The 25,973-nt window shown below is 40.8% G+C and carries 22 protein-coding genes; 14 read left to right on the forward strand and 8 right to left on the reverse strand.

The window, feature by feature from the left end:
* Nucleotides 1-41 precede the first annotated feature (41 nt).
* On the forward strand, nucleotides 42-1,268 hold the full coding sequence (locus tag ALE3EI_RS08865; protein WP_233279945.1) for a glycosyltransferase family 4 protein: 1,227 nt from the start codon (nucleotides 42-44) through the stop codon (nucleotides 1,266-1,268).
* Between the two features lie 12 nt (nucleotides 1,269-1,280).
* Here ALE3EI_RS08865 and ALE3EI_RS08870 read toward each other — a convergent pair whose 3' ends face one another.
* Nucleotides 1,281-2,681: a hypothetical protein gene (locus ALE3EI_RS08870; RefSeq protein ID WP_186987913.1), complete on the reverse strand. Its 1,401-nt coding sequence runs from the start codon at nucleotides 2,679-2,681 to the stop codon at nucleotides 1,281-1,283.
* 56 nt (nucleotides 2,682-2,737) lie between these two features.
* Complete coding sequence (locus ALE3EI_RS08875; protein WP_186987914.1) at nucleotides 2,738-3,685, reverse strand: tetratricopeptide repeat protein; 948 nt, start codon at nucleotides 3,683-3,685, stop codon at nucleotides 2,738-2,740.
* 204 nt (nucleotides 3,686-3,889) lie between these two features.
* Here ALE3EI_RS08875 and ALE3EI_RS08880 point away from each other — a divergent pair, with 204 nt between their 5' ends.
* Nucleotides 3,890-4,030, forward strand: coding sequence for a hypothetical protein (locus ALE3EI_RS08880; protein ID WP_186987915.1), 141 nt, complete (start codon nucleotides 3,890-3,892; stop codon nucleotides 4,028-4,030).
* Nucleotides 4,031-4,084: 54 nt separating this feature from the next.
* Here ALE3EI_RS08880 and ALE3EI_RS08885 read toward each other — a convergent pair whose 3' ends face one another.
* The gene (locus ALE3EI_RS08885; RefSeq protein ID WP_186987916.1) at nucleotides 4,085-6,565 is read right to left on the reverse strand and encodes a M14 metallopeptidase family protein; all 2,481 of its coding nucleotides are present in this window, start codon (nucleotides 6,563-6,565) and stop codon (nucleotides 4,085-4,087) included.
* A gap of 108 nt (nucleotides 6,566-6,673) precedes the next feature.
* Between ALE3EI_RS08885 and bshC the strand changes: the two genes are divergently transcribed.
* Entirely contained in the window at nucleotides 6,674-8,269 is a 1,596-nt protein-coding gene (bshC, locus tag ALE3EI_RS08890; protein WP_186987917.1) for a bacillithiol biosynthesis cysteine-adding enzyme BshC, read from the forward strand.
* A 106-nt stretch (nucleotides 8,270-8,375) separates the two neighbouring features.
* Here bshC and ALE3EI_RS08895 read toward each other — a convergent pair whose 3' ends face one another.
* The gene (locus ALE3EI_RS08895; RefSeq protein WP_186987918.1) at nucleotides 8,376-9,419 is read right to left on the reverse strand and encodes a glutathione synthetase; all 1,044 of its coding nucleotides are present in this window, start codon (nucleotides 9,417-9,419) and stop codon (nucleotides 8,376-8,378) included.
* A gap of 7 nt (nucleotides 9,420-9,426) precedes the next feature.
* Nucleotides 9,427-11,250: a flavohemoglobin expression-modulating QEGLA motif protein gene (locus ALE3EI_RS08900; RefSeq protein WP_186987919.1), complete on the reverse strand. Its 1,824-nt coding sequence runs from the start codon at nucleotides 11,248-11,250 to the stop codon at nucleotides 9,427-9,429.
* Between the two features lie 181 nt (nucleotides 11,251-11,431).
* Between ALE3EI_RS08900 and guaA the strand changes: the two genes are divergently transcribed.
* From guaA to ALE3EI_RS08955, 11 genes are all read left to right on the forward strand, one after another.
* Nucleotides 11,432-12,961 carry a glutamine-hydrolyzing GMP synthase gene (gene guaA, locus ALE3EI_RS08905; protein WP_186987920.1) on the forward strand — a complete coding sequence of 510 codons (1,530 nt, stop codon included), beginning with the start codon at nucleotides 11,432-11,434 and terminating at the stop codon, nucleotides 12,959-12,961.
* Between the two features lie 4 nt (nucleotides 12,962-12,965).
* Nucleotides 12,966-14,861 carry a LysM peptidoglycan-binding domain-containing protein gene (locus tag ALE3EI_RS08910; RefSeq protein WP_186987921.1) on the forward strand — a complete coding sequence of 632 codons (1,896 nt, stop codon included), beginning with the start codon at nucleotides 12,966-12,968 and terminating at the stop codon, nucleotides 14,859-14,861.
* Nucleotides 14,858-15,262, forward strand: coding sequence for an OsmC family protein (locus ALE3EI_RS08915; RefSeq protein ID WP_186987922.1), 405 nt, complete (start codon nucleotides 14,858-14,860; stop codon nucleotides 15,260-15,262). The genes ALE3EI_RS08910 and ALE3EI_RS08915 overlap by 4 nt, the downstream gene beginning before the upstream one ends.
* Before the next feature lie 58 nt (nucleotides 15,263-15,320).
* A complete protein-coding gene (locus tag ALE3EI_RS08920; protein ID WP_186987923.1) occupies nucleotides 15,321-15,857 on the forward strand; it encodes a DUF922 domain-containing protein in 537 nt (178 codons plus the stop codon).
* The gene (locus tag ALE3EI_RS08925; protein WP_186987924.1) at nucleotides 15,841-16,089 is read left to right on the forward strand and encodes a DUF3820 family protein; all 249 of its coding nucleotides are present in this window, start codon (nucleotides 15,841-15,843) and stop codon (nucleotides 16,087-16,089) included. Before ALE3EI_RS08920 ends, ALE3EI_RS08925 begins: the two co-directional genes overlap by 17 nt.
* Before the next feature lie 105 nt (nucleotides 16,090-16,194).
* On the forward strand, nucleotides 16,195-17,811 hold the full coding sequence (locus ALE3EI_RS08930; RefSeq protein WP_186987925.1) for a CTP synthase: 1,617 nt from the start codon (nucleotides 16,195-16,197) through the stop codon (nucleotides 17,809-17,811).
* 100 nt (nucleotides 17,812-17,911) lie between these two features.
* Nucleotides 17,912-19,801 (forward strand): membrane protein insertase YidC, encoded by a 1,890-nt coding sequence (gene yidC, locus ALE3EI_RS08935; RefSeq protein ID WP_186987926.1) that lies wholly within the window; start codon nucleotides 17,912-17,914, stop codon nucleotides 19,799-19,801.
* Nucleotides 19,802-19,886: 85 nt separating this feature from the next.
* The gene (locus tag ALE3EI_RS08940) at nucleotides 19,887-20,570 is read left to right on the forward strand and encodes a toxin-antitoxin system YwqK family antitoxin (protein ID WP_186987927.1); all 684 of its coding nucleotides are present in this window, start codon (nucleotides 19,887-19,889) and stop codon (nucleotides 20,568-20,570) included.
* Nucleotides 20,571-20,710: 140 nt separating this feature from the next.
* Complete coding sequence (gene mnmA / locus ALE3EI_RS08945) at nucleotides 20,711-21,904, forward strand: tRNA 2-thiouridine(34) synthase MnmA (RefSeq protein ID WP_186987928.1); 1,194 nt, start codon at nucleotides 20,711-20,713, stop codon at nucleotides 21,902-21,904.
* Between the two features lie 9 nt (nucleotides 21,905-21,913).
* Nucleotides 21,914-23,533 (forward strand): S8 family peptidase, encoded by a 1,620-nt coding sequence (locus tag ALE3EI_RS08950; protein ID WP_186987929.1) that lies wholly within the window; start codon nucleotides 21,914-21,916, stop codon nucleotides 23,531-23,533.
* Complete coding sequence (locus ALE3EI_RS08955) at nucleotides 23,533-24,474, forward strand: NAD(P)H-dependent flavin oxidoreductase (RefSeq protein WP_186987930.1); 942 nt, start codon at nucleotides 23,533-23,535, stop codon at nucleotides 24,472-24,474. Before ALE3EI_RS08950 ends, ALE3EI_RS08955 begins: the two co-directional genes overlap by 1 nt.
* On the opposite strand, the gene ALE3EI_RS08960 is transcribed toward ALE3EI_RS08955, so the two are convergent.
* The 3 genes from ALE3EI_RS08960 to ALE3EI_RS08970 are packed head-to-tail and all read right to left on the reverse strand — an operon-like array spanning nucleotide 24,471 to nucleotide 25,942.
* The gene (locus ALE3EI_RS08960) at nucleotides 24,471-24,899 is read right to left on the reverse strand and encodes an SRPBCC domain-containing protein (protein WP_186987931.1); all 429 of its coding nucleotides are present in this window, start codon (nucleotides 24,897-24,899) and stop codon (nucleotides 24,471-24,473) included. The two genes, ALE3EI_RS08955 and ALE3EI_RS08960, sit on opposite strands and share 4 nt — an antisense overlap.
* 4 nt (nucleotides 24,900-24,903) lie before the next feature.
* Nucleotides 24,904-25,434 (reverse strand): hypothetical protein, encoded by a 531-nt coding sequence (locus ALE3EI_RS08965; protein WP_186987932.1) that lies wholly within the window; start codon nucleotides 25,432-25,434, stop codon nucleotides 24,904-24,906.
* A gap of 13 nt (nucleotides 25,435-25,447) precedes the next feature.
* Nucleotides 25,448-25,942 (reverse strand): SRPBCC family protein, encoded by a 495-nt coding sequence (locus tag ALE3EI_RS08970; RefSeq protein ID WP_186987933.1) that lies wholly within the window; start codon nucleotides 25,940-25,942, stop codon nucleotides 25,448-25,450.
* Nucleotides 25,943-25,973: the final 31 nt, after the last annotated feature.

The following is a 25,973-nucleotide window of genomic DNA, read 5'->3' on the forward strand; positions in this document are numbered from 1 at the left end:
AACCCGGTGGTTTTTTCTGAATTTTCACAATCCCAACCATATTGAAATCACTTTTAATCATAGGTCATACGTTTCCCGAACCCACAACCACGGGTGCCGGAGTTCGGATGATGCAACTGATTACTCTTTTTGCGGCGGATCATATTGACATTACGTTTGCAAGTTCAGCAACTCCTTCGGAGCGTTCAGCCGACCTACAGAAATTTAGTATTCGTGTTGAGCAGATAGCCTTAAACGACCCTTCCTTCGACGCATTTATGTTAAAGCTGAATCCCGATGTCGTCCTTTTCGATCGTTTTATTTCGGAAGAGCAGTTTGGCTGGCGGGTCGCTGAAGTTTGTCCGAATGCCTTAAGGATCCTTGATACTGAAGACTTACATTTTCTTCGGAAGGCAAGAGAAGATGCGGTGAAACAAGGTAAAAATGCATCGGAAGCAGATCTGCATACCGACCTGGCAAAACGGGAGATTGCCAGTATTTTTCGATCAGATCTTAGTCTGTTAATCTCTGAAAAAGAGTTAGCGCTGCTTCAGGAAGAATTTCGCATACCGTCAGAATTACTCTACTATCTTCCGTTTTTAGTGGAGATTCCTTCCGAAGCAGAAAGAAAGCGATACCCCCATTTTAATGACCGAAGCAATTTTATGACGGTCGGCAATTTTTTACATTCACCCAATGTGGATGCGGTGGTTCAATTAAAGAAGGAGATTTGGCCTCGGATCAGAAAGCAGCTTCCTGAAGCAAAGCTCTGTATATATGGCGCCTATCCACCCGAAATGATACAACAGCTGCACAATCAAAAGGAAGGATTTATTATAAAGGGGTGGGTGGAAGATATCGATAATGTGGTCCAGCAGGCAAGGGTGAGTCTAGCACCACTCCGATTTGGCGCCGGACTTAAAGGAAAGCTTATCACAGCCCTGAAGAATGGAACCCCTGTTGTAACCACCACCATTGGTTCTGAAGGAATTAACCTTAACTCAACGTTTGATGATGTACCGGGATTTGTTAAGGAAGCAGTTACGTTGTATACTGAAGAGCAAAGTTGGATATCGGCTCGGAATAATGGCTTTAGAGTCCTTAGCGATCAGTTTAACGCAGAAGTACATGCAGACATCTTTATAAAAAGAGTAGATCACCTTCAAAAAGAGCTAAATATTCACCGAGGTCATAACTTTATAGGACAGATCCTTCAGCATCACAGCATGCAAAGCACCAAATATTTAAGCAGGTGGATTGAAGCGAAGAACAGGGGAGACTCAGAATAAATCCGTATAACGTTATTTTCGAACGGTAGATCTTCGTTTAATGGGCCGACTCTTTATAAAAATAACATCTCCTTTTTTATCGCTGTAAATATAACGGTATTCGTCCTGCAGAAATCCGGCACTTTGGTTATAAACATTTTTATTTTTGGCAAGTGACTCCAAATACTGTTCCTTGTCTACATACTGATGTTTGGTTTCTTCGACAGCACCCGGGATTAGATTCCATTTTGAATCAAGAACGAATGAAATGTCTGAAGTTCCCACAACTGAAGCTAGTAGTGCAATTTCATCATAAGTTTCCGGATTGGGTCCAAATCCCATAGGCACTGTGTTCATCATCATGTGCTGTTGAAACATCATTTGATGAAACCAGAACCAGTTATTGTTATATTTATATTTAGCAGGGTCTACATAGTCTAGTGTTATTTCAAAATTGTTATTTTTTGTCCTGTTAACACTTACTGTAGCCTTCATCTTAAATTTATTGGCTTCCTTAAGAAATTTTCCTTTTCTGGAGTTTATTGTTTTTTCAGCACTTAGTTCTTCACTTAAGAGCATACTCTTTTCCACATTTCCCGAATCAAGATCGAATATCGAAAGTTTTACATCTTCCTTGTTAAGCAAAACAGAGAATAGCTTGTTACCTTCCACATGAGTATTGCTCTTTTTTGTTTTATCCAGAGCATCGGTAGAGTAGTCTCTTACTGTGACAGGATCCGCGGCAGACGGATCGATCGTGATGGCTTCCAACAAATCAGATTCGATATCATCATTGATAAGATATATAATGCCTTGATTCAAATAAGCCTGTGATGCAGATATGGATCCGTTTTTAACATATTCATTTGTGTTCACCGCTTCTACATTCTTGAACATCTTTTTAATTTTTCGGTGCAGATCTTCTGAAACCTTGATGTTATTATCCACTATTTGTTCCCCGGATGTTATGGTTACAAGATTCAAGGTTTCCCCTTTTCTGTCAGCCGATAGTAGCACAGAAACAGAATCTTCAATGAATACGGCTTCAGGCTTTTCAATATTATTTCTTGAGACCTTACGAAGCGATCCAATGTCAATATCAAAGTCCAGAATATCCAATGTTTCATCCTGATGGCTTACCAGGGTAATGATACTTCCATTCATATGATACGAAATAAGGTCGGGCACTTCTTCAAAACTTGCAGTCTCCATTTGTTTAACCGCCATATTCTCATCCAGAAAGAACGGGATTAAATCATACATTTTTGAGTCCTTGTTTTTTACGATCACCATATGCAGGGTAGCTGATGAAGAAATATCAACTGATAATGTTTTTTCCAGTTTTTGGTGTTTTTGTAATTCAAAACTGAAAATGTCCGTGGCGAAGGCATTAATACTCAAAAGAAGGCAAACTAATCCGGTAATATATTTCATAATGCAAATTTAAATTTTCGAAATATAGTAAAACGGATCTTAATACTAAATGAATTTTAATAATTGTGTTTAAGATCACTCTCGGCAGCAATATGCCCAAAGGCTGCCCAATCATCGCGGGCTACCATATCTTCGAAGATCACTCGTGCCCGGGTGGGTTCACCGGTATAATACAGCCAGTTTCCAATGGCATAGTTTAGAGCGGCATTGGACGAACTGTCTTTTTCTTCCTCACTATTAATATCGCTTAACTGCAGTTCTCCTTTATAAAACAAGCAGGCCTTGTGATAAGCAGAATTTTCGATCACTTTCAGATCGGCTGTAATTGGTTTAAGATATGATTTTGCTTCTTCCTCACGTCCCAGACGACGCAGAATCATATAGATCCAATGCGTTGACGAGACCATATTATCGGGGTTGTTGGATGTTTCGAGACATTTTTTATAGGCTGCTAAAGCTGCTTCCATATCCTGATTGAGATAATGAGCGAGTCCGAGATGGTAATAGATATTTCCGTGAAGGGTACTCACAGGAATGTTCATTGCATTGGGCATGCCATCCGGCTCGACCCGATTTTCAGTGCCCTCGATAAGTTCAGCTGCTTTGTTAAGATCGGTGATCGCTTTGTTGAATTTTCTAATCGAAATATACCGATGTCCTCTGTGTCGATAAAGCCTTGCATCGTTTGGAAACGATTCAATGGCCTTGGTATAGATATCGATGGCTTCATTGTATTTTCCCAGATACGCTTTAAATCGCCCATACCAGATATAGTTTTCGACACTGGGATCCTTATCAAAGGCTTCTTTTTTTTCAGTATACTTTGCTACCACTGTGGTCGCAGGTGGTTGTGAATACAGCGTATCTCCCAGTAATGATATTGCCTCGTAATCGGGAGATGAGATCATCGCTTGAACGGGCTTCTCGTTGGTATTCTTCTTTTTTTCTGAAGAATTACAAGAGATCAAAACACAAATGGAGATAAGAAATAATGTTAATTTCATGATTTTTCGATATTTAAATTTAAAGATAGTGCTTTTTGATCATTCCGTAATTCCCTTATTTTTAAAGGGATGAACCTCCATTGTTTATAATTAAGTAAGAAAAATATTACAAATTATTAGTTTGTATCCTAATTTCGACATATTTTGGTACTGCTCCAAATTACAATGACGTAGATATCTGCTTGTGCTTTAAACTGAGAAATCATGGAAAAAGCACTCAACTATCCTTTTCAGAGAAGATCGGCTAATTTTATGGAATGGCTTTACGACCATATTAAATCTGAAAAGTACATTCAGACCGATGCCATTATTCTATCGAACGACATAGAGAACATTAAAAATTGATCCTCTTAACTCGGCGATATACAGCAAAAATACTTTTCAAATTTCGGTTCCTGCTTAAAGGGTAAACTTGTTATTGTTCACAAAGAATATACTGTTTACCAAAAACAGCTTTCCATTTTCCCAAAATGAACGGAACAATACATCGTCCACGAGGTACACGATGCTACCACTACCCATTCTGGCTTCTCCAAAGACCAGAGAATTACTCAATCGCGCTTTGGCTGCTTCACCGCTAAATCCGGAGACGCTTACAGGTGCATCTTTAATATAACCAACATTATAACCATTCTCGAGAAATTTATAGGAATTACTACCCAGTTTTAAACTAAAATAGGTGTCGTTAAACCCAAAAGCCATGGGGTGTGACGGATCCAGAGTCACTTTATAGATACTTCCCGTAATAAAGTCTTTAACGCTGGAACGTTCCCTTTGATCGTAAGGAATAAGGTTGCCCTTCGGACTATCTTCATCTTCCTTTTCCTCCTCATTCGATTTTAAGTCGAAGCCATCCACCTCATTAAAAGAGCTCACTGCTCTTCCCATAGCGATCAATTTGCCTCCGCCTCGAATCCAGTCCTTTAGACTATTGAGCGTACTTTCATTTAGTACCCCTCCATACCAGCCTTCGGGAAGTATGATAACATCAAAATTCTTTAAATTGATCCGATTAAGATTATCTGTATCTATTGAAGTAACAGGATATTTTAACTGGGTTTCAAAGAAATGCCATATCGATCCATAACTCAGGGAGGACGTATTGTTTCCTTTTAGCAATGCGATTCGTTGTTTGTTTATGAGTTTGATGTCCGGGGAGCCGAAATCGGTTCTGTTGTCGCTAAAGCTTGTAGGCGAGGCGAATAGGTTTCGGCCGTGCTCATTCGCAATTCGGGTAAGCTCAGTATCAAACTCCGGATTTTTTCGGTTATCACTTCGCGTAATAACCAAGCTTCCTCTTCCAAATGTTTTTCCTCCGAAACTCAATTCCTTTTCAGAAAAACGTACTCTAATATCGTTTTTAAGTAAATCGGCTAAAAAAGCAGCGTCATAAAGACTGTTCCATTCAGTAATATATCCCGCTGCCGATTTCACAGGAACAGCGTTGGATTTAACCATAGGTGCATTATTGTCTGCAGACACCAAAGAAGTACTCGCGATGGTTTCTAATCCGTAAGCATATGGAATACTCCAGGCAGTGATATCGTAGGTTAAAGGATCGCTTAATTTGGCATCGGGTTCAAATAAAACCTTCACCATTTTCCCTTTGGGCTGATTGGTGCTAACCACCAGGGCCCCTTTGGCATCCATACTTCCGTTGCCATTTTTGGAAAAGCTGTACCCTGAAACTGAGCCCCGATTTGTATAACCGTACTTAATCTCGTGTTTATCCAATAATTCGGTAAGGCTTTTTATTTTGTCGGGATGTCCTTTTAATACATAACTCTTATAGGTAAGATCGTCATTCTGAAAGAACTTTTTAAATTCGGTATTGAGTTTGGCGGCGTTTTGTGATGAGATCTCTACTGTCGATAAGCCTGTGGTGGTGTGATGCGCTACCCTGTCTACCAAGGTTAACACGTATCCTTCGTCGGTTTCTATCCCGAGTCCGGCACGACCATGACCCGCTTGCTCATAGGTCATCCCAATGGCTCCCATAAAAGTTGGATAAGTGTCTCCATAACTCGGGTAGAGCAGATCGAATCGTTCCCGGGTAAAAAACAGCCACCCTTCTTTGTCGAAATAGCGTGCATGATTCTTCCCTATTTCGGTCTGGAAGTCCCGCTGCCAGGGAGAAATGATCTCGTGATACGGTTCTGCAGCAGGAGCGAAATAATACGGTTCATTAATCCCTTGTTCGTGAAAATCGACGTGCACATGGGGCATCCACTGATTATAGATCTTTAATCGTTGCTGAGTTTCCACTTGTGTTGCCCATGCCCAGTCCCGGTTGAGATCGAACAGATAATGATTGGGTCTTCCCCCCGGCCATGGTTCGTCGTGTTCATCGGCAGCCTGAGAAGTGTTATAGGGAGTGGCCTTTACTTGGTTGTACCAATTCGCATAACGATCACGACCATCAGGATTTACACAGGGATCGATGATGACAACGGTGTTTTGTAGCCAGGCCTGTTTGTCGGTAATGAGTTTGTACAGAGTAAGCATGGAAGCTTCGGTACTGGACGCTTCGTTACCGTGCACGTTATAGCTTAGCCAAACAATAGCTGTTTGCGGAGTTGCCGAGCCGTCTGCAAGACCTATATTCTTTAAGTTATCTTTTCTAATGTTCTCTATATTTGCCAGATTCTGCGGCGAGGAAACAACGGCATAGGTTAAAGGTCTGCGTTCATTCGTTTTTCCATATGTTGCATAGGTAACCATGTTGCTGTTAGCCGCCACATGTTCGAAATAGCGAACCACATCGGCGTGACGGGAAAATTCTGTGCCAATCTCATAGCCTAAAAATTGCGAAGGTGATTGTAGTTGTGCATTCGAAATTACTGTGGTAAACAGCAATAGCATTGTAAAATATCGGATCATCAGTTGTTTTTTAAGAACGATAAAGCTACTAAAGTTTTGTCAAAATTTCCTTTCTCAATTCCGAATTCTGAATTAAACTGTATTTTTGATAAAACTTCAAGACTAACAATGCCCAAAAGCGCTATTCCCTATAAAGAAACCGGTTATTTTTCAGAGTTGATCTGTGATTATCTTTCCGAAAAACCCGAATTAAAACCGTTTTATGAGTATTTTCCGAAGGAGGAATTCTTCTTGGCACAACTTCAGAAAAAAGGTGCTTCTTTCTCTACCGATGCACGACAAATACTAGTAAACCGACTTACTGCACAATATGAGCAGATAAACACTTCCGAAGCAACGCGGAAGAACATAGAGACCTTGGCGTCAAATAAAACCTTTACCATCACGACAGGGCATCAGCTTAATCTTTTTACCGGTCCGTTGTATTTTCTTTACAAGATCTTTTCGGTGATCAATCTTTCTGAAAAACTAGATAAGGAGTATCCCGATTATGATTTTGTGCCGGTGTATTGGATGGCGACTGAAGATCACGATTTTGAGGAGATCAATTATTTTAATCTCTTCGGAAACAAGGTACAATGGAATAGAAAGGCGGGAGGGGCAGTAGGAGAACTGAATACAGATGGACTGGAAGTGATTCAAAAAGAACTACAAACGGCCTTAGGAGGAGGTAAAAATGCTAAGGAATTAGTTGCGTTATTTTCTCAAGCCTATACCCAACACACGAATCTTGCTGATGCTACCCGGTTTATAGCAAATGCCTTATTTGCTGACTATGGCCTTGTTATCGTAGACGGAAATGATGCGACACTTAAGAAGGCGTTTATTCCTTATGCTGAAAAGGAGCTGACAGAAAATCTATCTTATAATGAAGTTTCTGAAACCACAGCGCGACTCACCGCTTTAGGTTACAAAGAACAGGTGCATCCCAGAGAGATCAATTTATTTTATCTGAAAGAAGGATTACGGGAACGTATCATAGCGAAGGACGGGACATTTTTTATAAATGATACTGAATTGTCTTTTTCTGAAGCCGAAATTCTTAAGGAACTTAAAGACCATCCCGAAAGATTTTCACCCAATGCCTTGTTGCGACCATTGTTTCAGGAGTTGGTTCTTCCTAATTTATGCTATGTTGGAGGAGGGGGAGAATTGGCCTATTGGTTTCAGTTGAAAGATTATTTTAATTCTGTGAATGTACCCTTTCCAATGCTTTTGCTTCGGAATTCGGTAGTGCTTTTACCCAAAAATCTTTCAGAGAAAATGGAAAAACTGGATGTTGAATTCGCACTACTATTTCTTCCGAAGTCGGACTTAGAATCTTACTATACCAAAAAGATCAGCGAAATACCTATAGATCTTTCTACACAACGGAAGCATTTACAGGAACAATTTAAATCCTTGTATCAAACAGCGGAAAATACGGATGCATCTTTTGTGGGTGCTGTTGCTGCACAGGAAAAGAAGCAATTAAACGGTCTGGATCATCTTGAAAAGCGACTGTTAAAAGCACAGAAAAGAAAGTTAGCCGATCGGCTACACAGGCTAACCGCAATACAAGAGCAACTGTTTCCAAAGGGGAATTTACAGGAGCGCGTCCTTAATTTTGCAGAATTTTATAACGATCAAGGGCCGGGACTATTGGAACAGTTAAAAGAGGAACTTGATCCGTTATCCGGGGATTTTTCCATCATAAAGATCTAAAACGCAATCAAGGAAGCAGAGTTGATGAATTGCTTTTAAATCGGCAACCACCAACTTCCGACTACCTACTTTTAATTACTGACTTACGACTTCTCACGCCTCACAACTACAAGGTTGCAAGCCTGCTGTTAAACAGATAATCCTCATAGGTTTTGTTGTAATGTACTTTCTTCTCGATAGACTTGATCACTTCGGTAGAGAAATCGGTTTCGTACATGGCACCCATTACATTGAGTCCGCCCGGGCTAAATACATTAATTTCCATCAATTTATTCCCAACAATGTCTATTCCTACCAAGAACATACCGTCCTGAACGAGTTTAGGACGTACGATCTCGGCGAGTTCCATGATCTGATCGGTCATTTTGGCTTTTTGTGGTCTCCCACCGGCATGAATATTACTGCGAATATCGCCACTCGCATTCACCCGTTGCATTATGGCGTATTTTCCATCTGCCGATTTTAAGGGCTCTCCGTTCATTAAAAATAATCGGGTATCACCGTCCTTGGCAGCAGGTAAATATTCCTGGGCGATCACATATCCATCCCGGCATATGGCATCGATGGTTTGAGTAAGGTTGTGTTCGTTCTTTTTATCCATCATAAATACATTGGTCCCACCGGACCCCTGAAGCGGTTTGAGGATCATTTTTTGTTTTTGTTCTTTAAAGAAATCTTTAATCTCTTTATGATCTCTGGAAATAATGGTTCGCGGTCGAAGGATCTCTGGAAAATGTTGAAAGTACATTTTGTTTACGGCTCCCGCCAGACTGCTTGGGTGATTAAGCACGATCACTCTATCCCGTGTAGCTATTTCTCCAAAAATAAAGGCAGCATTTTGAGCCCAGTCTCGTTCATTAATTTCATCGGAAGGGTCGTTCCTTAGAAATAACACATCGAGATCCTTGGATGAGATTCGAGTGAAACTTTCTTTTTGAACTGCTTTAAAATAGGTTTCCTGTGTTTTAAAATTTGTTCCACTTATTGTTTTGCATCTTGCAGAAAGATGGCCGTCGCTGGCATAGGCCAATTCGCCTACACCAATAAAGTAAACCTCATGGTCTCTTTTATAGGCGGCGTATCCTAATGCAGGTGTAGTGAAATTTGGCTTTTCGGTAGCGTGATCATTTATTATAAATGCTATTTTCATATATTTTTTAATTTAATAATTCGGTTAGTTCTATTCCTTTTCTAAGTCTTGCAAGTCTTTTTTGTACAGATTCCCGCTCTAGAAATCTTGGTAATACAGGTTGTTTTAATACCTCCCTGTGCAACAATTCCTGAATGAGATTTATATGTGTAGTGTTAAATTTACCTGTATACAACGGTTCAAGTGCACCGCCATCTTTCAAATAGTCCAACAGATCGATTAGACCTGCCAGATATACCGCATCTTTAGTGAGGCCTCCTCCGCGATAGATTCGCATAGTGATATAATATGCGGTTTTTTCCGGGAAATTATGACCCTTCTGCAAGAGCGTAAAGGTTTCAATAAAAGTGGCACCAAAGATCATTGAATTTGCTGCGATGACCCGCCCTGCTAGCAATCGGAGACGATTTACTGTGAGTCCGTTAACCAAATATTCGGCCAACACGGCAAGACCCTCCTGCAACTGATCGTAACCCGCAAAACCGGCGTACATTTGTTTAATGGGCTGACGCTTTCCATTGCAGTAAGTGAGTATATGTGTTCCTATCTCATGTTGTATGAGGGCATCACAACGGTCGGCATCCATAGAAAGTTCTTCGCTTATAAATAATCTGGTTTCAGAAACCATGATTCCGGCCACATCGCCACGTATTTCAAGACATAAAGGGATATTTGGGAATTTATCCTGATAATAGTTAAGCTCTTTCTGGGCGTGTTCGGCAAATTCATAACAGTTAAAGCGCTCTATCTTCGCCGGATTATCTCCCTGGGGAAACTTTTTAAGGATGGCATTGGCACCGTCAAGCACATGTTCTTCAATAATACCGTAGAGACTTTCTCCTATAAACCTGAAGTTATCTGTTCCTCGTTCTTCGAGCATGGTAAGCTGCTTTTCTATTTCCAGACGTTTGTCTCTAAGGATAAAAGATAAGGTAGGATCGTCTACTTTTTCAATAGGGATGTCGTATAATTTTCGTTTTTCCTGTTCCGGATCCAACGCAATGAGTCGGTAATTAAAAGCAGGGGGCTTTTCGAAATTATTCTTCTTAAAAAGTTCCCATTGTCTCGTACTGTTTACCGGAGTGGTTCGGAGCAGAAATGACATTTTCTCACTGATCTTTGCAAGGGTAGAATCGGCATCCAGAGTAATCCTGTCGATGTTTGTTTTACCCAGCATTAGATAATGATCGTAGGGATTTGAAGTTTGAACCCTTATAAATTCGTAAGCGGCACGCTTAATGATCTCTGAAAGGCGTGAAACAAATTTTCGGTAGAAAAGGGAAAAGATCTCATTCTCTTCAGGACGTTCGTAGATGGTAGGAACTGCCAGACCGATGATCAAACTACCCGATTCTTTCGTTTCTTCAACGTTAAGCAATCCTTCCAGGTGCTCGGGGTGTCGGGTATGTGTATCGGAAATGGTCACGCTAATTTCCGGGTAGATTACCCGTAATTCATTGATACCTTCTTCAAGTGCCTTAATGGTTGCCGGAGCCTTCGATTTAGGGCATGAAATTTCAAACTCGGCCTGATGGTCTTTTCGTACCGGCCACATTTCAATTATGAGAAAGGCATTTAATTTTTTTGAAATATTAGTGGACAAGCACTCAAGCAAATCAGAAATTGGATACGAATCCTTTACTATTAGATAGGATCCCTGAGTTTTCAATAAACCTGAAAAAAGATGATCTGTTTTTTTGTACCGATACACACAGATATAAGGGAGTAGTTTGTCAATATGAAGCAAACCACCGTCTGGTAAAGATTCATTTACCGGAAGTTCATTTTCCAAATTATGACAGACTTGCTCTAATAGGTCGGTTTTGATCATAGTATCCTAAATTACTATAAATACATCACCGATGCTTTTTATGAAAGCGTATTTAGCATACATTTAACTGAAAACAATGGTTCTCTAACGAAATATTTAGAATTGTGAAACGGTGAAAAAAAGCTGTTAAATTTTTCTAATATCCATTTAGGCAACTTATTTTTTTCAATTACTTTTGCCTATGCAAAATAACGTCCTCATTTTAGATTTTGGATCGCAGTACACCCAGCTCATTGCCAGACGAGTTAGAGAATTGAATATTTACTGCGAAATTCACCCTTATCACAATATTCCTGAGAATTTAGATGATTTTAAAGCGGTCATTTTATCCGGTAGCCCGTTTTCGGTGCGCGCCGTGGATGCTCCGCATCCCGACCTTTCCCGAATAAAAGGTCACAAACCGCTATTGGCGGTTTGTTACGGCGCGCAATATCTCGCACATTTTCATGGAGGTAGCGTCGAACCGTCTAATATTAGAGAATACGGAAGGGCAAAACTTTCAACAATTTATGGTAGCAACGGACTCTTTGCCGGAATTGAAGAGGGTACTCAGGTGTGGATGAGCCATAGTGATACCATTGCGAAACTTCCAGAAAACGGAGTGCAACTTGCCAGTACCAAAGACGTGGGTATTGCTGCATATCAAATTGAAGGGGAAGAGACATATGCCATTCAATTTCATCCTGAGGTTTACCACACCACCGATGGTAAACAATTGTTAGAAAATTTTCTGGTACACATCGCCGGGGTAGCTCAATCATGGACCCCAGCTGCCTTTGTAGACACTACGGTGGAACAATTAAAAGATAAGCTAGGCAACGATAAAGTGGTTCTTGGTCTAAGCGGAGGTGTGGACTCCACCGTGGCAGCTACTTTACTCCATAAAGCGATTGGAAAGAATCTGTACTGCATTTTCGTCAATAACGGTTTGCTGCGGAAGGATGAGTTTGAAAGCGTTCTACACCAGTATAAGGACATGGGACTGAATGTAAAAGGGGTTGATGCTTCGGCACGCTTCTTGAAAGCCCTCGAGGGTGAAAGTGATCCTGAAAAAAAGCGAAAGGCTATAGGAAATGCCTTTATTGAAGTGTTCGATGATGAGGCACATCAGGTTACTAATGTGGATTGGTTGGCGCAGGGAACCATTTATCCCGATGTGATTGAAAGTGTTTCAGTAAACGGACCATCGGTGACCATTAAGTCACATCATAATGTGGGGGGGTTACCCGACTTTATGAAACTAAAGATAGTAGAACCATTGCGAATGTTGTTTAAGGATGAGGTGCGTAGAGTAGGAGCCGAACTGGGAATAGACAAACAATTACTGGGAAGACACCCTTTTCCCGGACCCGGACTTGCGATTCGTATATTAGGTGATATTACTGCCGAAAAAGTACGTATCTTACAAGAGGTAGATGCTATTTTTATTAATGGTTTAAGGGAATGGGGTCTGTACGATAAAGTGTGGCAGGCCGGAGCGATCCTACTGCCGGTACAAAGCGTTGGCGTAATGGGAGATGAACGAACCTATGAAAAAGTAGTGGCGCTAAGAGCGGTAGAATCGACTGATGGAATGACAGCCGATTGGGTAAATTTACCTTATGAATTTTTACAGGAAACAAGCAATCATATAATAAACCGGGTAAAAGGCGTTAATAGAGTAGTGTACGATATTAGTTCGAAGCCACCCGCAACAATTGAATGGGAATAAACTTATGAGAATAGTCATCTATATAGCATTTCTTTGTTGGTTTACGGTGGGATGCGGTGCTGTAAGTCAGCAGGAGTACAAAACCCACAAGGTAGAGAAAGGAGAAACCGTTTATAGTATTTCTAAAAAATACAGTATCTCCAGTGAAGATATTTACCGGTTAAATCCCGATTCTAAAAATGGAATTTCTGAGAATACCGTACTCATCCTCCCTCAGAATTCAGTGGTTTCAACCGCCGGAATCACGTTTAAAACACATAGAGTAAAAAGAAAGGAAACTATTTTCGGGATTGCACAACTCTATAATATTTCGGTAGACGATATTAAAAAATACAATAAAGAACTTTATTCACGGCAATTAAAAAAAGGAGAGCGTATTCAGATTCCGGTAGGAAATGTACCCACCACTACAACTGTGGTTTCCAATACCGTTGAAACAAGTACTTCGGAAGGCGGGATACACACGGTTATGCCCAAGGAGACAAAATACGGAATTGCCAGAAAGTATGGGATTACCATTGCCGAACTTGAACAATTGAATCCTGGGATGGGCGAAAACCTTCAGATTGGCGCCGTTCTTTCGGTTCCGGAAGATTCAGTAATAGATTCTGCAACCATCGAGGATGAAAGTTATGAATTTTACGAGGTGCAGCCTAAAGAAGGGTTTTTCAGATTAAAAGTAAAACTCGGACTTTCAGAAGAAGCGATCGTTGCGCTCAACCCGTACGCAAAAGACGGTCTTAAAGCAGGGATGATCCTTAAAATTCCCAAAAAGGGGGATGAGGAAATGGGACCTTCGCAAATCGTTAATCTTGAAAATAGTATTGTTAACCGAAAGAAAAAGCAAATTGCAGTGATGCTGCCGTTCCAACTTTCAAAAATCGATTCCGATTCGCTTCAGAACAATGCCGGTCTCATAAGAGAAAACGGTGCTTTACGTGTGGCGCTGGACTTCTACAGCGGAGTACTTATGGCGGCCGAATTTGCGAAGGATAAAGGCATTTCAGTACAATTGGATGTCTACGATACCGAAGGTATCGAATCTAAGGTAGGTCGAATTATTTCATCCAATAATTTTGATGATGTGGACGCCGTTATTGGTCCGTTACTCTGGAAAAATGTTGAACGTGCGGTGTCAGAGTTGAAGCGTAGCGATACGCCAGTTTTTTCACCTCTAAGTAACAGGGAGATAAAAATATCTTCAAATCTATTTCAGACACTACCCAGTGATGAAATGCTGCAAACTGCAATGCTATCTTATCTCGAGAAAAATAGTGAGGGAAAAAATGTGATCATTATAAGTGATCCAAAACATTCGTCAGTAAAAAATACCATTCTCTCTGCTATTCCGAATGCAAAAGCGATTTCTCCCAGAGAGAAAGGCTTTTTATACGCCACAGACATTAGTGGAAAGATTGAAAATGGCGGGCAGAATTGGATTATTTTAGCTTCTTCAGACCCTGTGATCGTTAGCAATGTGGTAGGTTTATTAAATGGGATGCCTCAATCGTATAATCTCAGATTATTTACCTTAGATAAAAATGACGCTTACGATTACCACGATGTATCTAATGTCCATCTCGCAAAACTCCATTTTACTTTTCCTTCAGTGAGTAAAAGCTATGATTTTAATGACAAAAATGCATTTTTAGTAAGCTATAAGAATAAATATGATGTGTTGCCCAACAAATACGCAGTACGAGGCTTTGATGTAACGTACGACGTGTTACTTCGGCTGGCATCAGCAGATGATGTGTACGAAGCCAGTAGTGGAAATATTGAAACCGAGTATATTGAAAACAAGTTTCGCTATTCAAAAAAACTTTTTTCTGGATATCAGAATCAGGCGTTTTACATCATTAAGTTTAACAAGGACCTTAATTTTGAAGTCGTAGAATGAGCACCTCTAAAGTAACTTATCTGGGAGATCTGCGTACCGAATGTGTACACCTAAAATCGGGAAGTACATATATCACCGATGCTCCTACCGATAATAACGGAAAGGGAGAAGCATTTTCACCTACCGATACGGTTGCCACAGGTTTGGCCAATTGCATGCTAACCGTGATGGGTATAAAAGCACGGGCTCTTGATGTAGTACTCGATGGCTCTCAAGCCGAGGTGACAAAAACCATGGCGAGCGACCCCAGAAGAATTTCTAAGATAGAAGTGGTGATGCAATTACCTGAAGGTGTTAGCGATAAACATAAGAAGATTCTGGAAAATACCGCGAGAACCTGTCCTGTTGAACAAAGTCTGCATCCCGATATTGAGCGTGTAGTGGTTTTTAACTGGGGCTAAGATCTCTATTTGAGCATTTTATGCTCAATATTTTTTAATTTTCTTCGTTAGTGAAAATATGAGATTTCTCTTCCTTCTTTTAACGCTTTCACTGTTTTCTTTTTCTTCGGAAAATGATAAAGAGAAGATGCAGTGGGATGAAAACCGTAAGCTAACATGGGCAGATTTTCAAGGCCGTCCTCAGGCAGGTAATGATTTTGTTGCCAGCACCAACAGCGGAATTTCCTTTTCCTATTCCTTTAGGATCGAAAACGGAAAACTCGATCTGGACTATTCTATTCAAAGTAATTTTTATCCTAAGCTCTCCTGGTATAAACGTGGGAATGTTTCAGATTACATATTGGAGCACGAACAGACACATTTCGATATTTCAGAATTGTTTGCCAGAAAGCTTCGGAAGAAAATGGTGGAGACCGGTTTTTCTTCCAATCCGAAAAAAGAGATCGATGCGATCTATCAAAAAAATGAACAGGAACGTCGTGCCTTTCAAAATCGATACGACGCCGAAACCGACCACTCTAAAAATCCGGAAGCCGAATACAAATGGCGCGAACTGGTGAAGACGCAATTAGATTTCTATGAACGATGGAAATAATTCAGCTCCCGTAAACCCTCTACCCAATCCCGGGCATCTCGAAGAATTAGCAAATTATAAAATGCCCTTTGGGAAGTATAAGGATCGATATCTGGTAAATCTTCCGGAAGCCTACTTCGTTTGGTTCAAACAGAAGGGTTTTCCTCAGGGAAAACTGGGATTATTTATGCAAGAAATGCATGAGATCAAGATCAACGGACTGGAAGATCTGGTGCGGAAATTAATTCGATGAGCCATCATATTAGCTTTCCACCCTGTTTATTGAAATTTGTTTATTGCCTTCTGCAATAAAAACGTACCTTTGCATCCCGTATAGATATTACAGCAAAGGGACACCATGAGCACTACAAAATATATCTTCGTAACGGGCGGAGTATCTTCATCATTAGGAAAAGGAATAATCGCAGCTTCATTGGCTAAATTACTACAGGCCAGAGGGTATCGTGTGACTATCCAAAAGTTGGATCCCTATATTAATGTAGATCCCGGTACTTTAAATCCGTATGAACACGGAGAGTGTTATGTAACCGACGATGGTGCCGAAACCGACCTGGATCTTGGGCATTATGAGCGCTTTTTAAACGTTTCTACTTCGCAAGCCAATAACGTTACAACAGGAAGGATCTACCAAAGTGTGATCGAAAAGGAACGTCGCGGAGAATTTCTAGGGAAAACCGTTCAGGTGGTTCCTCATATTACCAACGAAATTAAAGAACGAATTCAATTGCTTGGGAATAACGGTGATTACGATATAGTGATCACCGAAATTGGGGGTACGGTTGGTGATATAGAATCCTTACCCTATATAGAATCTGTTCGTCAGTTAAAATGGGAAATGGGAGACGACAATGCACTCGTAATTCACCTTACTTTAGTTCCATATCTCTCAGCAGCAGGAGAATTAAAGACCAAACCTACGCAGCATTCTGTAAAAACTCTGATGGAAAGCGGTATTAAAGCCGATATTCTGGTATGTCGTACCGAACATGAATTATCCGATGATCTGAAACGAAAACTAGCGCTTTTTTGTAATGTAAAAAAGGAAGCGGTTATCCAATCTATCGATGCATCCACCATATACGATGTGCCTAATATGATGCTCGATGAAGGACTGGACAAAGTTACACTTGCCAAGCTAAATCTTCCCGATGACAGTAAACCCGATTTGAATCGTTGGAATCAATTCTTACAAAGACATAAGAATCCGAAGAGTGAAGTGCGTATCGGACTCATTGGAAAGTATGTGGAGCTTCAGGATAGTTATAAATCCATACTGGAATCATTTATTCATGCCGGTGCCGAAAATGAAGTGAAAGTACATGTGGAAGCTATACACAGTGAACATATCGATGCCAATTCGATAGCCGAAGAGCTTTCCGGTTTGGACGGAATATTGGTGGCTCCCGGTTTTGGAGAGCGTGGTATTGAAGGAAAGATAGAAGCGGTGCGCTATGCTCGTGAAAATAACCTGCCTTTTCTTGGAATCTGTCTTGGAATGCAAATGGCAGTGATAGAATTTGCGCGCAATGTCCTTAAACTCAACGATGCAAATTCCACAGAGATGAACGAAAATACATCTCACCCGGTGATCAATTTAATGGAAGACCAGAAAAGTGTTACCAACAAAGGCGGTACCATGCGTTTGGGAGCCTGGGCCTGTGAAGTAGAACCTGATAGTATAGTAGGGCGAATTTATAATAGTAAAGTAATTAACGAACGACATAGACACCGCTACGAGTACAATAATGACTACCGCGATGAACTTGAGAATGCAGGACTAAAAGCTACCGGTATCAATCCGGAAACAGGATTGGTTGAGATCATTGAAATTCCCGATCACCCTTGGTTTGTAGGGGTACAATATCACCCCGAATACAAGAGCACAGTTGCAAATCCGCATCCACTGTTCGTAGGTTTTGTCAAGGCTGCTCACGAACACGCGGCCAGGCATTAAACCGACAATTTGGCTGAATTCCGTTTTCGGGCGGGATTCTTGATTACGACTGAAAAGAACATAAATTTAATTATTTCCGGCAGCGTACCGGAATCACGATATGGAAGAAAAGAAATTTGATATTAACTCGCTTATCGGGTTCGTTTTAATAGGAGGAATACTGGTTTGGATGCTTTATTTACAGAGTCCGACTCCGGAGGAGATAGAAGCCGAAAAGGCAAAGCAGGAACAACTTACAGAAGAAAATTCTCCAGCACAGAAAGATACTACTACGACGCTGGACGATGGTATTTCAGAAATGACCGCAGAAACTACTCCTGGAGATTCTCTGGCTTTCGAGAAACTTAAAACAACGCTGGGTTCATTTGCGTATTCGGGTACTCTGTCCTCTGCGACAGATGCTACCACGACCCTTGAAAATGATGTTCTGTTATTAAAGATTAGTAATAAAGGCGGTTATATTACCGAGGCAATGTTAAAAGAGCACACCACTTATACAGGAGAACAGGTGTATCTTATCAAAGACGGTAATGCTTCGCTAAATCTTCAATTCAATTCAGAGAATAGAACGCTTAATACCAGAGACCTCTACTTTGAACCGTCTGTTTCTCAATCGGGTGAGAATACGGTTTTAACGATGCGTTTAAAAACTTCGGAAAGCGCGTTCATTGAATATCGCTACGAACTTTCTCCCGGAGAATATATGCTCGGATTTAGTCTGCGCTCTCAGGGACTGGATGGGATCGTAAATACAACGCAACCCATGTACCTGGACTGGAATATGAAGGGGTATCGGCATGCTAAAAGTATCTCGTACGAAAACCGCTATTCACGTCTTACCTATGAATTTGAAAATGGAGATGATCATTCAAAACTCGATCCCACGGGGGAAGATGAAGAAAACGAGAAGGATGTGACATGGATGAACTTCCGTCAGCATTTTTTCAGCTCCATGATCCTTACAGATACTCCCTTCAGGGAAGTGCGATTAACCTCATTGGATCTGGTTGAAGATGAAGAGATAGATACCGTATATACTAAACAATATGGAGCAAAAATGTTACTGGAACCTTCCGGTGGTGGTATTGCCTATAACATGGACATGTATTACGGTCCTACCGATTACCAAATATTAAAGAAATACGATCGAAATCTGGATGAGGCCATGCCGTTGGGATGGGGTATCTTCGGAATGATCAACAAATACCTTATCATTCCGTTATTCGGATTTTTGAGTGGCATGCTTCCTGCAGGGATCGCGATCATCGTGCTTACCATACTTATCAAATTAGCTTTGTCTCCGGTTCAGTACAAACAGTATCTCTCACAAATGAAAATGAAGATACTGAAGCCCGAACTTGATGAGATCCGTAAAAAATATGAAGGCAACTCAATGAAGATCCAACAGGAAACCCTGAAGCTTCAGAATGTTGCCGGGGCTAGTCCGTTAAAAGGATGTTTACCGGCCTTACTGCAGATTCCGGTCTTCTATGCCTTATTTACGTTTTTTCCAACGGCTTTCGATTTGAGACAAAAGAGTTTTCTTTGGGCCGAAGACCTTTCCAGTTACGATACCATAGCCGAATTACCGTTTCACATTCCGTTTTATGGTGATCATGTTAGTTTATTTCCGATCCTCGCATCCATTGCTATCTTCGTTTATATGATGATGACCATGGGGCAGAGTATGCAGGCCACACAGCAGCCGGGAATGCCTAATATGAAATTTTTAATGTATCTCTCTCCGCTCTTTATGTTGGTGTTCTTCAACAATTATGCGAGTGGATTATCCTTGTATTATTTTGTCTCCAATCTCATTACCATTGGAATCATGTTGGTGATCAAGAATTTTATTCTCGACGAAGATAAGATCCATGCTAAAATTCAGGCGAATAAGAAAAAGCCAAAGAAAAAGAATCGTTTTCAGCGTAAGATGGCCGAAATGATGGAACAGGCAGAACAGCAAAAAAATGCTGGCAAACGCAAGTAATTCTTTTTCGGCATCGTTTTTGAAAAATGTAAGATGTATTCAATAGAATAGAAAATCTTTCGTTTATATGGTAAATGATTTTAAAATGAAATTAGTTTTTTGTTTTTTCTTCGGAATTTTCTTCGGAATATATCCTGCTTTTGCACAATCGGATATCAACCAATATGATGAGAACGGGAAGCGCCATGGTGTCTGGAAGAAATATTTCAGCAATAGTCAGCAATTGCGCTACGAAGGTGAATTCGATCATGGCAAGGAGGTAGGAACCTTTAAATATTACTGCGAAGAATGCAAAGATGTTCCTACAATTACCAGAGAATTCAAAAAAGACAATACAGCCTTGGTGAAATACTTTACTAAAAAAGGAAAACTGGTAAGTGAAGGAATGATGGATGGTAAAGACCGCATTGGTGAATGGATATATTATCATGAAAAATCGGAAGCTGTAATGACAAAGGAGTCGTATGTAAACGGTAAGCTTCACGGAAAAAAGATCACCTATTACCCCAACGGAAAAGTCACTGAAGAGATCAATTATGAAAATGGAGTGATGCAAGGGGAGAATCTGTACTATTCATATGATGGAGTACTGTTGAAAAAGCTTAAATACGAGAACGACCAACTTCAGGGAGAGGCTACCTATTATGATGCGCATGGGAATGTGGTCATCGAAGGTTTTTACAAGGACGGCAAAAAGCACGGCCTGTGGAAATATTATAAGGACGGTAAAATCATACTCGAAGAAACCTACCCAAAACCTCAGGATTAACTATTTAGTCCCTTTTTATTGTAAGTTTTACGACTTTTAGCTGTCCGAGCTACATACAATATGATTTTGCTTTATCAAAAGCATGACCATAGCTTTTGTAATAAAGCACTTCAAAATTTAGTAACTTTGCTGTCATTAAAATGAGAAAGAAACGTGTTGTTGTTGGACTAAGCGGAGGTGTAGACTCCAGTGTTGCTGCCTATCTTTTAAAAAAGAAGGGATACGACGTTATTGGGCTGTTTATGAAGAACTGGCACGATGATTCGGTAACCATTTCTAACGAATGTCCATGGCTGGAAGACAGTAATGATGCTATGTTAGTAGCTCAAAAACTGGAAATCCCATTTCAAACCGTGGACCTTAGTGAAGAATATAAGGAACGTATAGTCGATTATATGTTTCACGAATATAAGATGGGCAGAACCCCAAATCCCGATGTGCTTTGCAACCGGGAAATTAAATTCGATGTTTTTATGAAGATTGCTCTCAAATTGGGAGCAGATTTTGTTGCTACCGGACACTATTGTCGAAAAGGGACTATCACTAGTGACGGCAAGGAAATATATCAATTACTTTCCGGGAAGGATCCAAATAAGGATCAGTCTTACTTTTTGTGTCAGTTGTCGCAGGAACAACTTGCCAAAACATTATTTCCTATTGGGGAGTTGCTAAAACCGGAAGTTAGAAAGATCGCCGCAGATCAGGATCTTATTACTGCTGAAAAGCGAGACTCGCAAGGATTGTGTTTTATAGGTAAGGTTCGACTTCCCGAATTTCTTCAGCAACAACTGGCTCCAAAGGAAGGTGTTATCGTTGAGGTGCCTTCAGACTTTTCAGCGTATAAAAAGGCAACCCCGGAGTTTTCTTCCGAAGAGGCTAAATTGCAATTTCTTTCAGAAAAAACCGCTTACAGCACTTCCGACGGAAAGATCATCGGAAAGCATCAAGGGGCACATTATTTTACGAAAGGACAGCGAAAAGGACTGGCCGTGGGCGGAACCAAAGAACCCTTGTTTGTTATCGATACCAATGTAACCGAAAATGTGATCTATACCGGACAAGGAAAAGATCATCCCGGGCTATATCGCAGAGGACTTTTTGTTAAACAGGAAGAAGTACATTGGGTGCGTGAGGACCTAGCTTTAAAAGAAGATGAAACTATGGAAGTTATGGCGCGTATTCGCTATCGGCAACCTTTGGAAAAAGGGATTCTGTATCAAACAGATTCGGGACTTTATGTTATCTTTGATAATCCCCAATCGGCCATTACGGAAGGGCAGTTTGTCGCTTGGTACACCCACGATGAATTGTTGGGTAGTGGGGTAATTTCTTAAAAAATTTATATGAAAAGATTATTATTTCTTGGGCTACTATCCGTTACACAGATCACCGTAGCACAAATTCAGGATGCATGGGTGTTCTTTGCCGATAAGGAAGATGTGCAGGCATCTATCGCAAATCCTATAAGTATTCTTACTCAAGAATCTATAGACCGAAAAACAATGCACGGGGTGGTGATCGACGAGCGTGATGTGCCGGTAAACGAATCCTATATTTCTACGATAAAGAATCAGACAGGAATCACTGTTTTTGCTAAATCGAAGTGGATGAACTGTGTGTACGTGCAGGGGACTCAAAACAACATTGAAAATTTATTGGGACTTCCGTTTGTAACCGATGTGGAATACGCCGATAAAGACTTGAACCTAATTCCGGATCATACCCCGGCAGCAGATAAATTTGCCATTGAAAACGATCAAAGCAGGGTAGTCTATAATTATGGTGATGCAACAAATCAAACAGAAATGATAGGCATAGACTATGTGCATGAACAGAATTTTACAGGCGAAGATATGATCGTTGCGGTAATGGATAGCGGGTTTCCTAATTTTGCCTCAAATCCGGGATTCGCCAATATTATCAGTGAAGGCAGATTGTTAGGAACATTCGATTTTTTTAGCCGTACGACCAATGTTACAGGAACCGGGTCGCATGGTATAAGCACTAGTAGCGATATTGGTGGTTTTATTCAGGATGAATTCGTAGGAACTGCTCCCAATGCCTCTTTTTATCTTTTTAGAACAGAATACGGCCCCGATGAAAACCCCAGAGAAGAAGCCTGGTGGGTAGAAGCCTTAGAAAGAGCCGACAGTCTTGGGGTTGATGTCGTGAATACGTCTTTGAGTTATCAGGAGTATGACAACTCGAATTACAGTCACAGTTATGCCGATCTTGACGGCCAAACCACTTTTGCCGCGAGAGGTGCCAATCTTGCCTTCGACAAGGGAATGCTGCTGGTAAGTTCCGCCGGAAATGCCGGAAACGGATTTGGTACGGTGGCAACACCTGCAGATGCACCGGGGGTTCTTACTGTTGGTGCCGTTGATTTAAACGGAAATTATGTGAGTTTCAGCTCAAGAGGACCTACAGTGGATGGTCGTGTTAAGCCAGATGTAATGGCAAAAGGTCTGGATGCTGCAGTGATATCACAAAATGGAAACGTTACTACAAGTAACGGCACGTCTTTTAGCTCGCCCATTATGGCGGGTGCAGTGACCTCGCTATGGGAGGTACGTCCCGAATTGCGTAATTATCAAATCATGCAAATCGTCCGCGAGTCGGCACATTTATTTCACAATCCAACGAACGAAATGGGATATGGGATCCCTAATTTTGAAGATGCCTATAACGCCGTAATAACCCTTGGATTAGAGGATGAAATGCTGGACAAATATTTTGCCTTATATCCTAATCCTGTGGTGGATGTGTTACATATTTCATTTCCTGAGGATAGTAATTCGGCAGATTTAGTGATTTATAATGTTCTTGGAACAAAGATCATGGAAACTCCTATTACTAGGGATAGAAACCGAATTGATATGTCATCATTTACTTCAGGAATTTACCTAGTAACAATTACATCGGGTACAAAGCGTAATAGCTACAAAATCGTTAAACAATAGTGCAGAACAGAATTACCGAACTTTTTAAAATTGAACATCCTATTATCCAGGCAGGAATGATTTGGAACAGCGGCTGGCGACTTGCCAGTGCCTGTAGTAATGCCGGTGCATTAGGATTGTTGGGGGCCGGCTCCATGTATCCTGAAGTGCTTCGGGAGCACATTATAAAATGCCAGAAAGCAACGAATAAGCCATTCGGTGTAAACGTGCCTATGCTTTATCCTCAAATTGATGAGATCATTGATATCATCATAGAAGAAGGTGTGAAGATCGTTTTTACTTCCGCGGGAAACCCTAAAACATATACAGCAAAACTTAAAGAACAGGGTATCATCGTCGTTCATGTGGTTAGTAGTGTAAAATTTGCACTAAAGGCACAGGACGCAGGCGTGGATGCCGTGGTAGCCGAAGGGTTTGAGGCCGGAGGTCATAACGGCAGAGAAGAAACCACAACATTTACTTTGATTCCTATGGTAAAGGAGCAGATATCGGTACCGCTTATCGCTGCCGGGGGAATTGCCAACGGAAATGGTATGTTGGCCGCGATGGTCTTAGGTGCAGACGCAGTTCAGGTGGGAAGTCGTTTTGTGGCTTCCGAAGAATCCTCTTCACACAGAGCATTTAAGCAAATGGTTGTGGATGCTAAAGAAGGAGACACTCTTTTAACACTTAAAGAGCTTGCTCCGGTTCGAATGATGAAAAATAAGTTCTTTGAAGACGTAATGCGTTTATATATCACCAATCCCACTAAGGAAGCCTTGCAGGAATTACTGGGCCGCGCTCGTGCGAAAAGAGGTATGTTTGAAGGCGATCTGGAAGAAGGAGAATTGGAAATCGGACAAATAGCGGGACTCATTCACGATATAAAACCTGCGGCACAAATTGTTAACGATATGGTTTCCGAATTTGAAGCTGCTAAAAAAATGGTATCACACTTTTAGTTTTGTTTGCCGTTTCTCAAATTTATTCCGGTATAGAGATAAGCTTTAAGGGAACATATAAAATCTGTCCACCCTTGAGTCTGCCCCATCATCCTTAATATTTCTTTTTCTGAAGAGCCAAAAGAGTGCTCGGTAATTTCGATTAAGGTTTTACGTTCTTCTTCTTTTTTAAGTTTGATATCTACTGAAGATTTTTTCCCGCTTACGACCCATTCGAAGGAAATTTGTTCATTTTTTTTCACAGTGGTTACGGCAATTTCAGCGGAAACATTATAATCGGCCCATTCCCAAATGAGCAGTTTTCCTTCCCCAATATCTTCACTCGCATGAGAGGTAAAGTAGCCGCAAAGCTTTTCGGCAGAAATAATTGCGTTGTATACTTCGTGCAAGGGTCTAAATACAATATCTTTTACGGTTAGGTTCATGTTCTTATGATTTTTTCTTCCAGTAATATGTTCTGTTTTCTTCCCATTCTTCCGATGCTCCGGTTTTATAAGACGTTGTTGTAAGAATCTCTCCATCTAATGTACTAATATGACGGTCCATCCAATTCGTGCCATCCGGCAGCGAAAATGTTTGAATGGATTCCATGGTATTCTCATTTATGGGATATAAGGTGCCTATACCGGTCACACCGCCGTTGCCAAACTGAACAAGAACAGCCTTGCCTTCTATGTTGTCCCAGTATTGCCTGAATTGCCAGAAATCCCCGGTCTCCTTGCCATCCACAACGCCAAAAAGCCTACCTATGATGCTTGTCTTACCAATACCCCAGCGCCATTCCATTCCATATTGGGTATAGGGCTCGTTTTCTGAAACATAAGTATCATTATCGGTGATCCACACTCCGATATTGGATTCCATATCATTTAAGAACCACTGCGGAATTTCCCCCGATTGAGAGAACACCGAAACAGAGACAAAACAACAAACGAATAAATTAAACAACGTCCTTTTCATTTCAACTTAACTCTTAATTGTTTAACATGGGCTTCAATTGTGGGTCTTTATTTCTAAGATCGATTCCACCTTCATAAACCGATTTCAGGTTTAGTAAATAAAAAGACCAGCCATGATCACAGCCAAGTCTTATATTTTTCTTCGATTCGTTATCGGTTGGAATACCCGATTGAGTTAAGGTCACAATAGTACCTTTATCATAAGCCTTAAATGAAACGTCAACGACACAATCGCCTGCAAAGGTGAATTGAAATTGATCCTTACCGTTTGCTTCTCTGATCGCCCCCGATTCTGTGACATCATATAAATACCATTGCCATTGATAGGTAAGGCCCTTTGCAACAGCCTCCGTTTTTGAAACCGGAGTTCCTTCCGATGTTAAATACGTGGCATTACTTAAAAACCATTGTTCGATCTCGGCTGGAATAGTCCAAGCATCATACAGTGTTTGAACCGAAGCTCCAATAGCGATCTTACGAGTGAATTGGGTCCAATCAAAATCTTTCATAACTATTTGATTTAAAGCAAAAAGCTATTCT

The sequence above is a fragment of the Constantimarinum furrinae genome, assembly GCF_014295415.1.
GTDB lineage: Bacteria > Bacteroidota > Bacteroidia > Flavobacteriales > Flavobacteriaceae > Constantimarinum > Constantimarinum furrinae.

Excerpts from the sequence above, each read along its gene's own strand:
- ALE3EI_RS08870 (WP_186987913.1), bottom strand. The coding sequence starts at position 2,681 with ATGAAATATATTACCGGATTAGTTTGCCTTCTTTTGAGTATTAATGCC.
- ALE3EI_RS08875 (WP_186987914.1), bottom strand. The coding sequence starts at position 3,685 with ATGAAATTAACATTATTTCTTATCTCCATTTGTGTTTTGATCTCTTGT.
- ALE3EI_RS08880 (WP_186987915.1), top strand. The coding sequence starts at position 3,890 with ATGGAAAAAGCACTCAACTATCCTTTTCAGAGAAGATCGGCTAATTTT.
- ALE3EI_RS08885 (WP_186987916.1), bottom strand. The coding sequence starts at position 6,565 with ATGATCCGATATTTTACAATGCTATTGCTGTTTACCACAGTAATTTCG.
- bshC (WP_186987917.1), top strand. The coding sequence starts at position 6,674 with ATGCCCAAAAGCGCTATTCCCTATAAAGAAACCGGTTATTTTTCAGAG.
- ALE3EI_RS08895 (WP_186987918.1), bottom strand. The coding sequence starts at position 9,419 with ATGAAAATAGCATTTATAATAAATGATCACGCTACCGAAAAGCCAAAT.
- ALE3EI_RS08900 (WP_186987919.1), bottom strand. The coding sequence starts at position 11,250 with ATGATCAAAACCGACCTATTAGAGCAAGTCTGTCATAATTTGGAAAAT.
- guaA (WP_186987920.1), top strand. The coding sequence starts at position 11,432 with ATGCAAAATAACGTCCTCATTTTAGATTTTGGATCGCAGTACACCCAG.
- ALE3EI_RS08910 (WP_186987921.1), top strand. The coding sequence starts at position 12,966 with ATGAGAATAGTCATCTATATAGCATTTCTTTGTTGGTTTACGGTGGGA.
- ALE3EI_RS08915 (WP_186987922.1), top strand. The coding sequence starts at position 14,858 with ATGAGCACCTCTAAAGTAACTTATCTGGGAGATCTGCGTACCGAATGT.
- ALE3EI_RS08920 (WP_186987923.1), top strand. The coding sequence starts at position 15,321 with ATGAGATTTCTCTTCCTTCTTTTAACGCTTTCACTGTTTTCTTTTTCT.
- ALE3EI_RS08925 (WP_186987924.1), top strand. The coding sequence starts at position 15,841 with ATGAACGATGGAAATAATTCAGCTCCCGTAAACCCTCTACCCAATCCC.
- ALE3EI_RS08930 (WP_186987925.1), top strand. The coding sequence starts at position 16,195 with ATGAGCACTACAAAATATATCTTCGTAACGGGCGGAGTATCTTCATCA.
- yidC (WP_186987926.1), top strand. The coding sequence starts at position 17,912 with ATGGAAGAAAAGAAATTTGATATTAACTCGCTTATCGGGTTCGTTTTA.
- ALE3EI_RS08940 (WP_186987927.1), top strand. The coding sequence starts at position 19,887 with ATGAAATTAGTTTTTTGTTTTTTCTTCGGAATTTTCTTCGGAATATAT.
- mnmA (WP_186987928.1), top strand. The coding sequence starts at position 20,711 with ATGAGAAAGAAACGTGTTGTTGTTGGACTAAGCGGAGGTGTAGACTCC.
- ALE3EI_RS08950 (WP_186987929.1), top strand. The coding sequence starts at position 21,914 with ATGAAAAGATTATTATTTCTTGGGCTACTATCCGTTACACAGATCACC.
- ALE3EI_RS08960 (WP_186987931.1), bottom strand. The coding sequence starts at position 24,899 with ATGAACCTAACCGTAAAAGATATTGTATTTAGACCCTTGCACGAAGTA.
- ALE3EI_RS08965 (WP_186987932.1), bottom strand. The coding sequence starts at position 25,434 with ATGAAAAGGACGTTGTTTAATTTATTCGTTTGTTGTTTTGTCTCTGTT.
- ALE3EI_RS08970 (WP_186987933.1), bottom strand. The coding sequence starts at position 25,942 with ATGAAAGATTTTGATTGGACCCAATTCACTCGTAAGATCGCTATTGGA.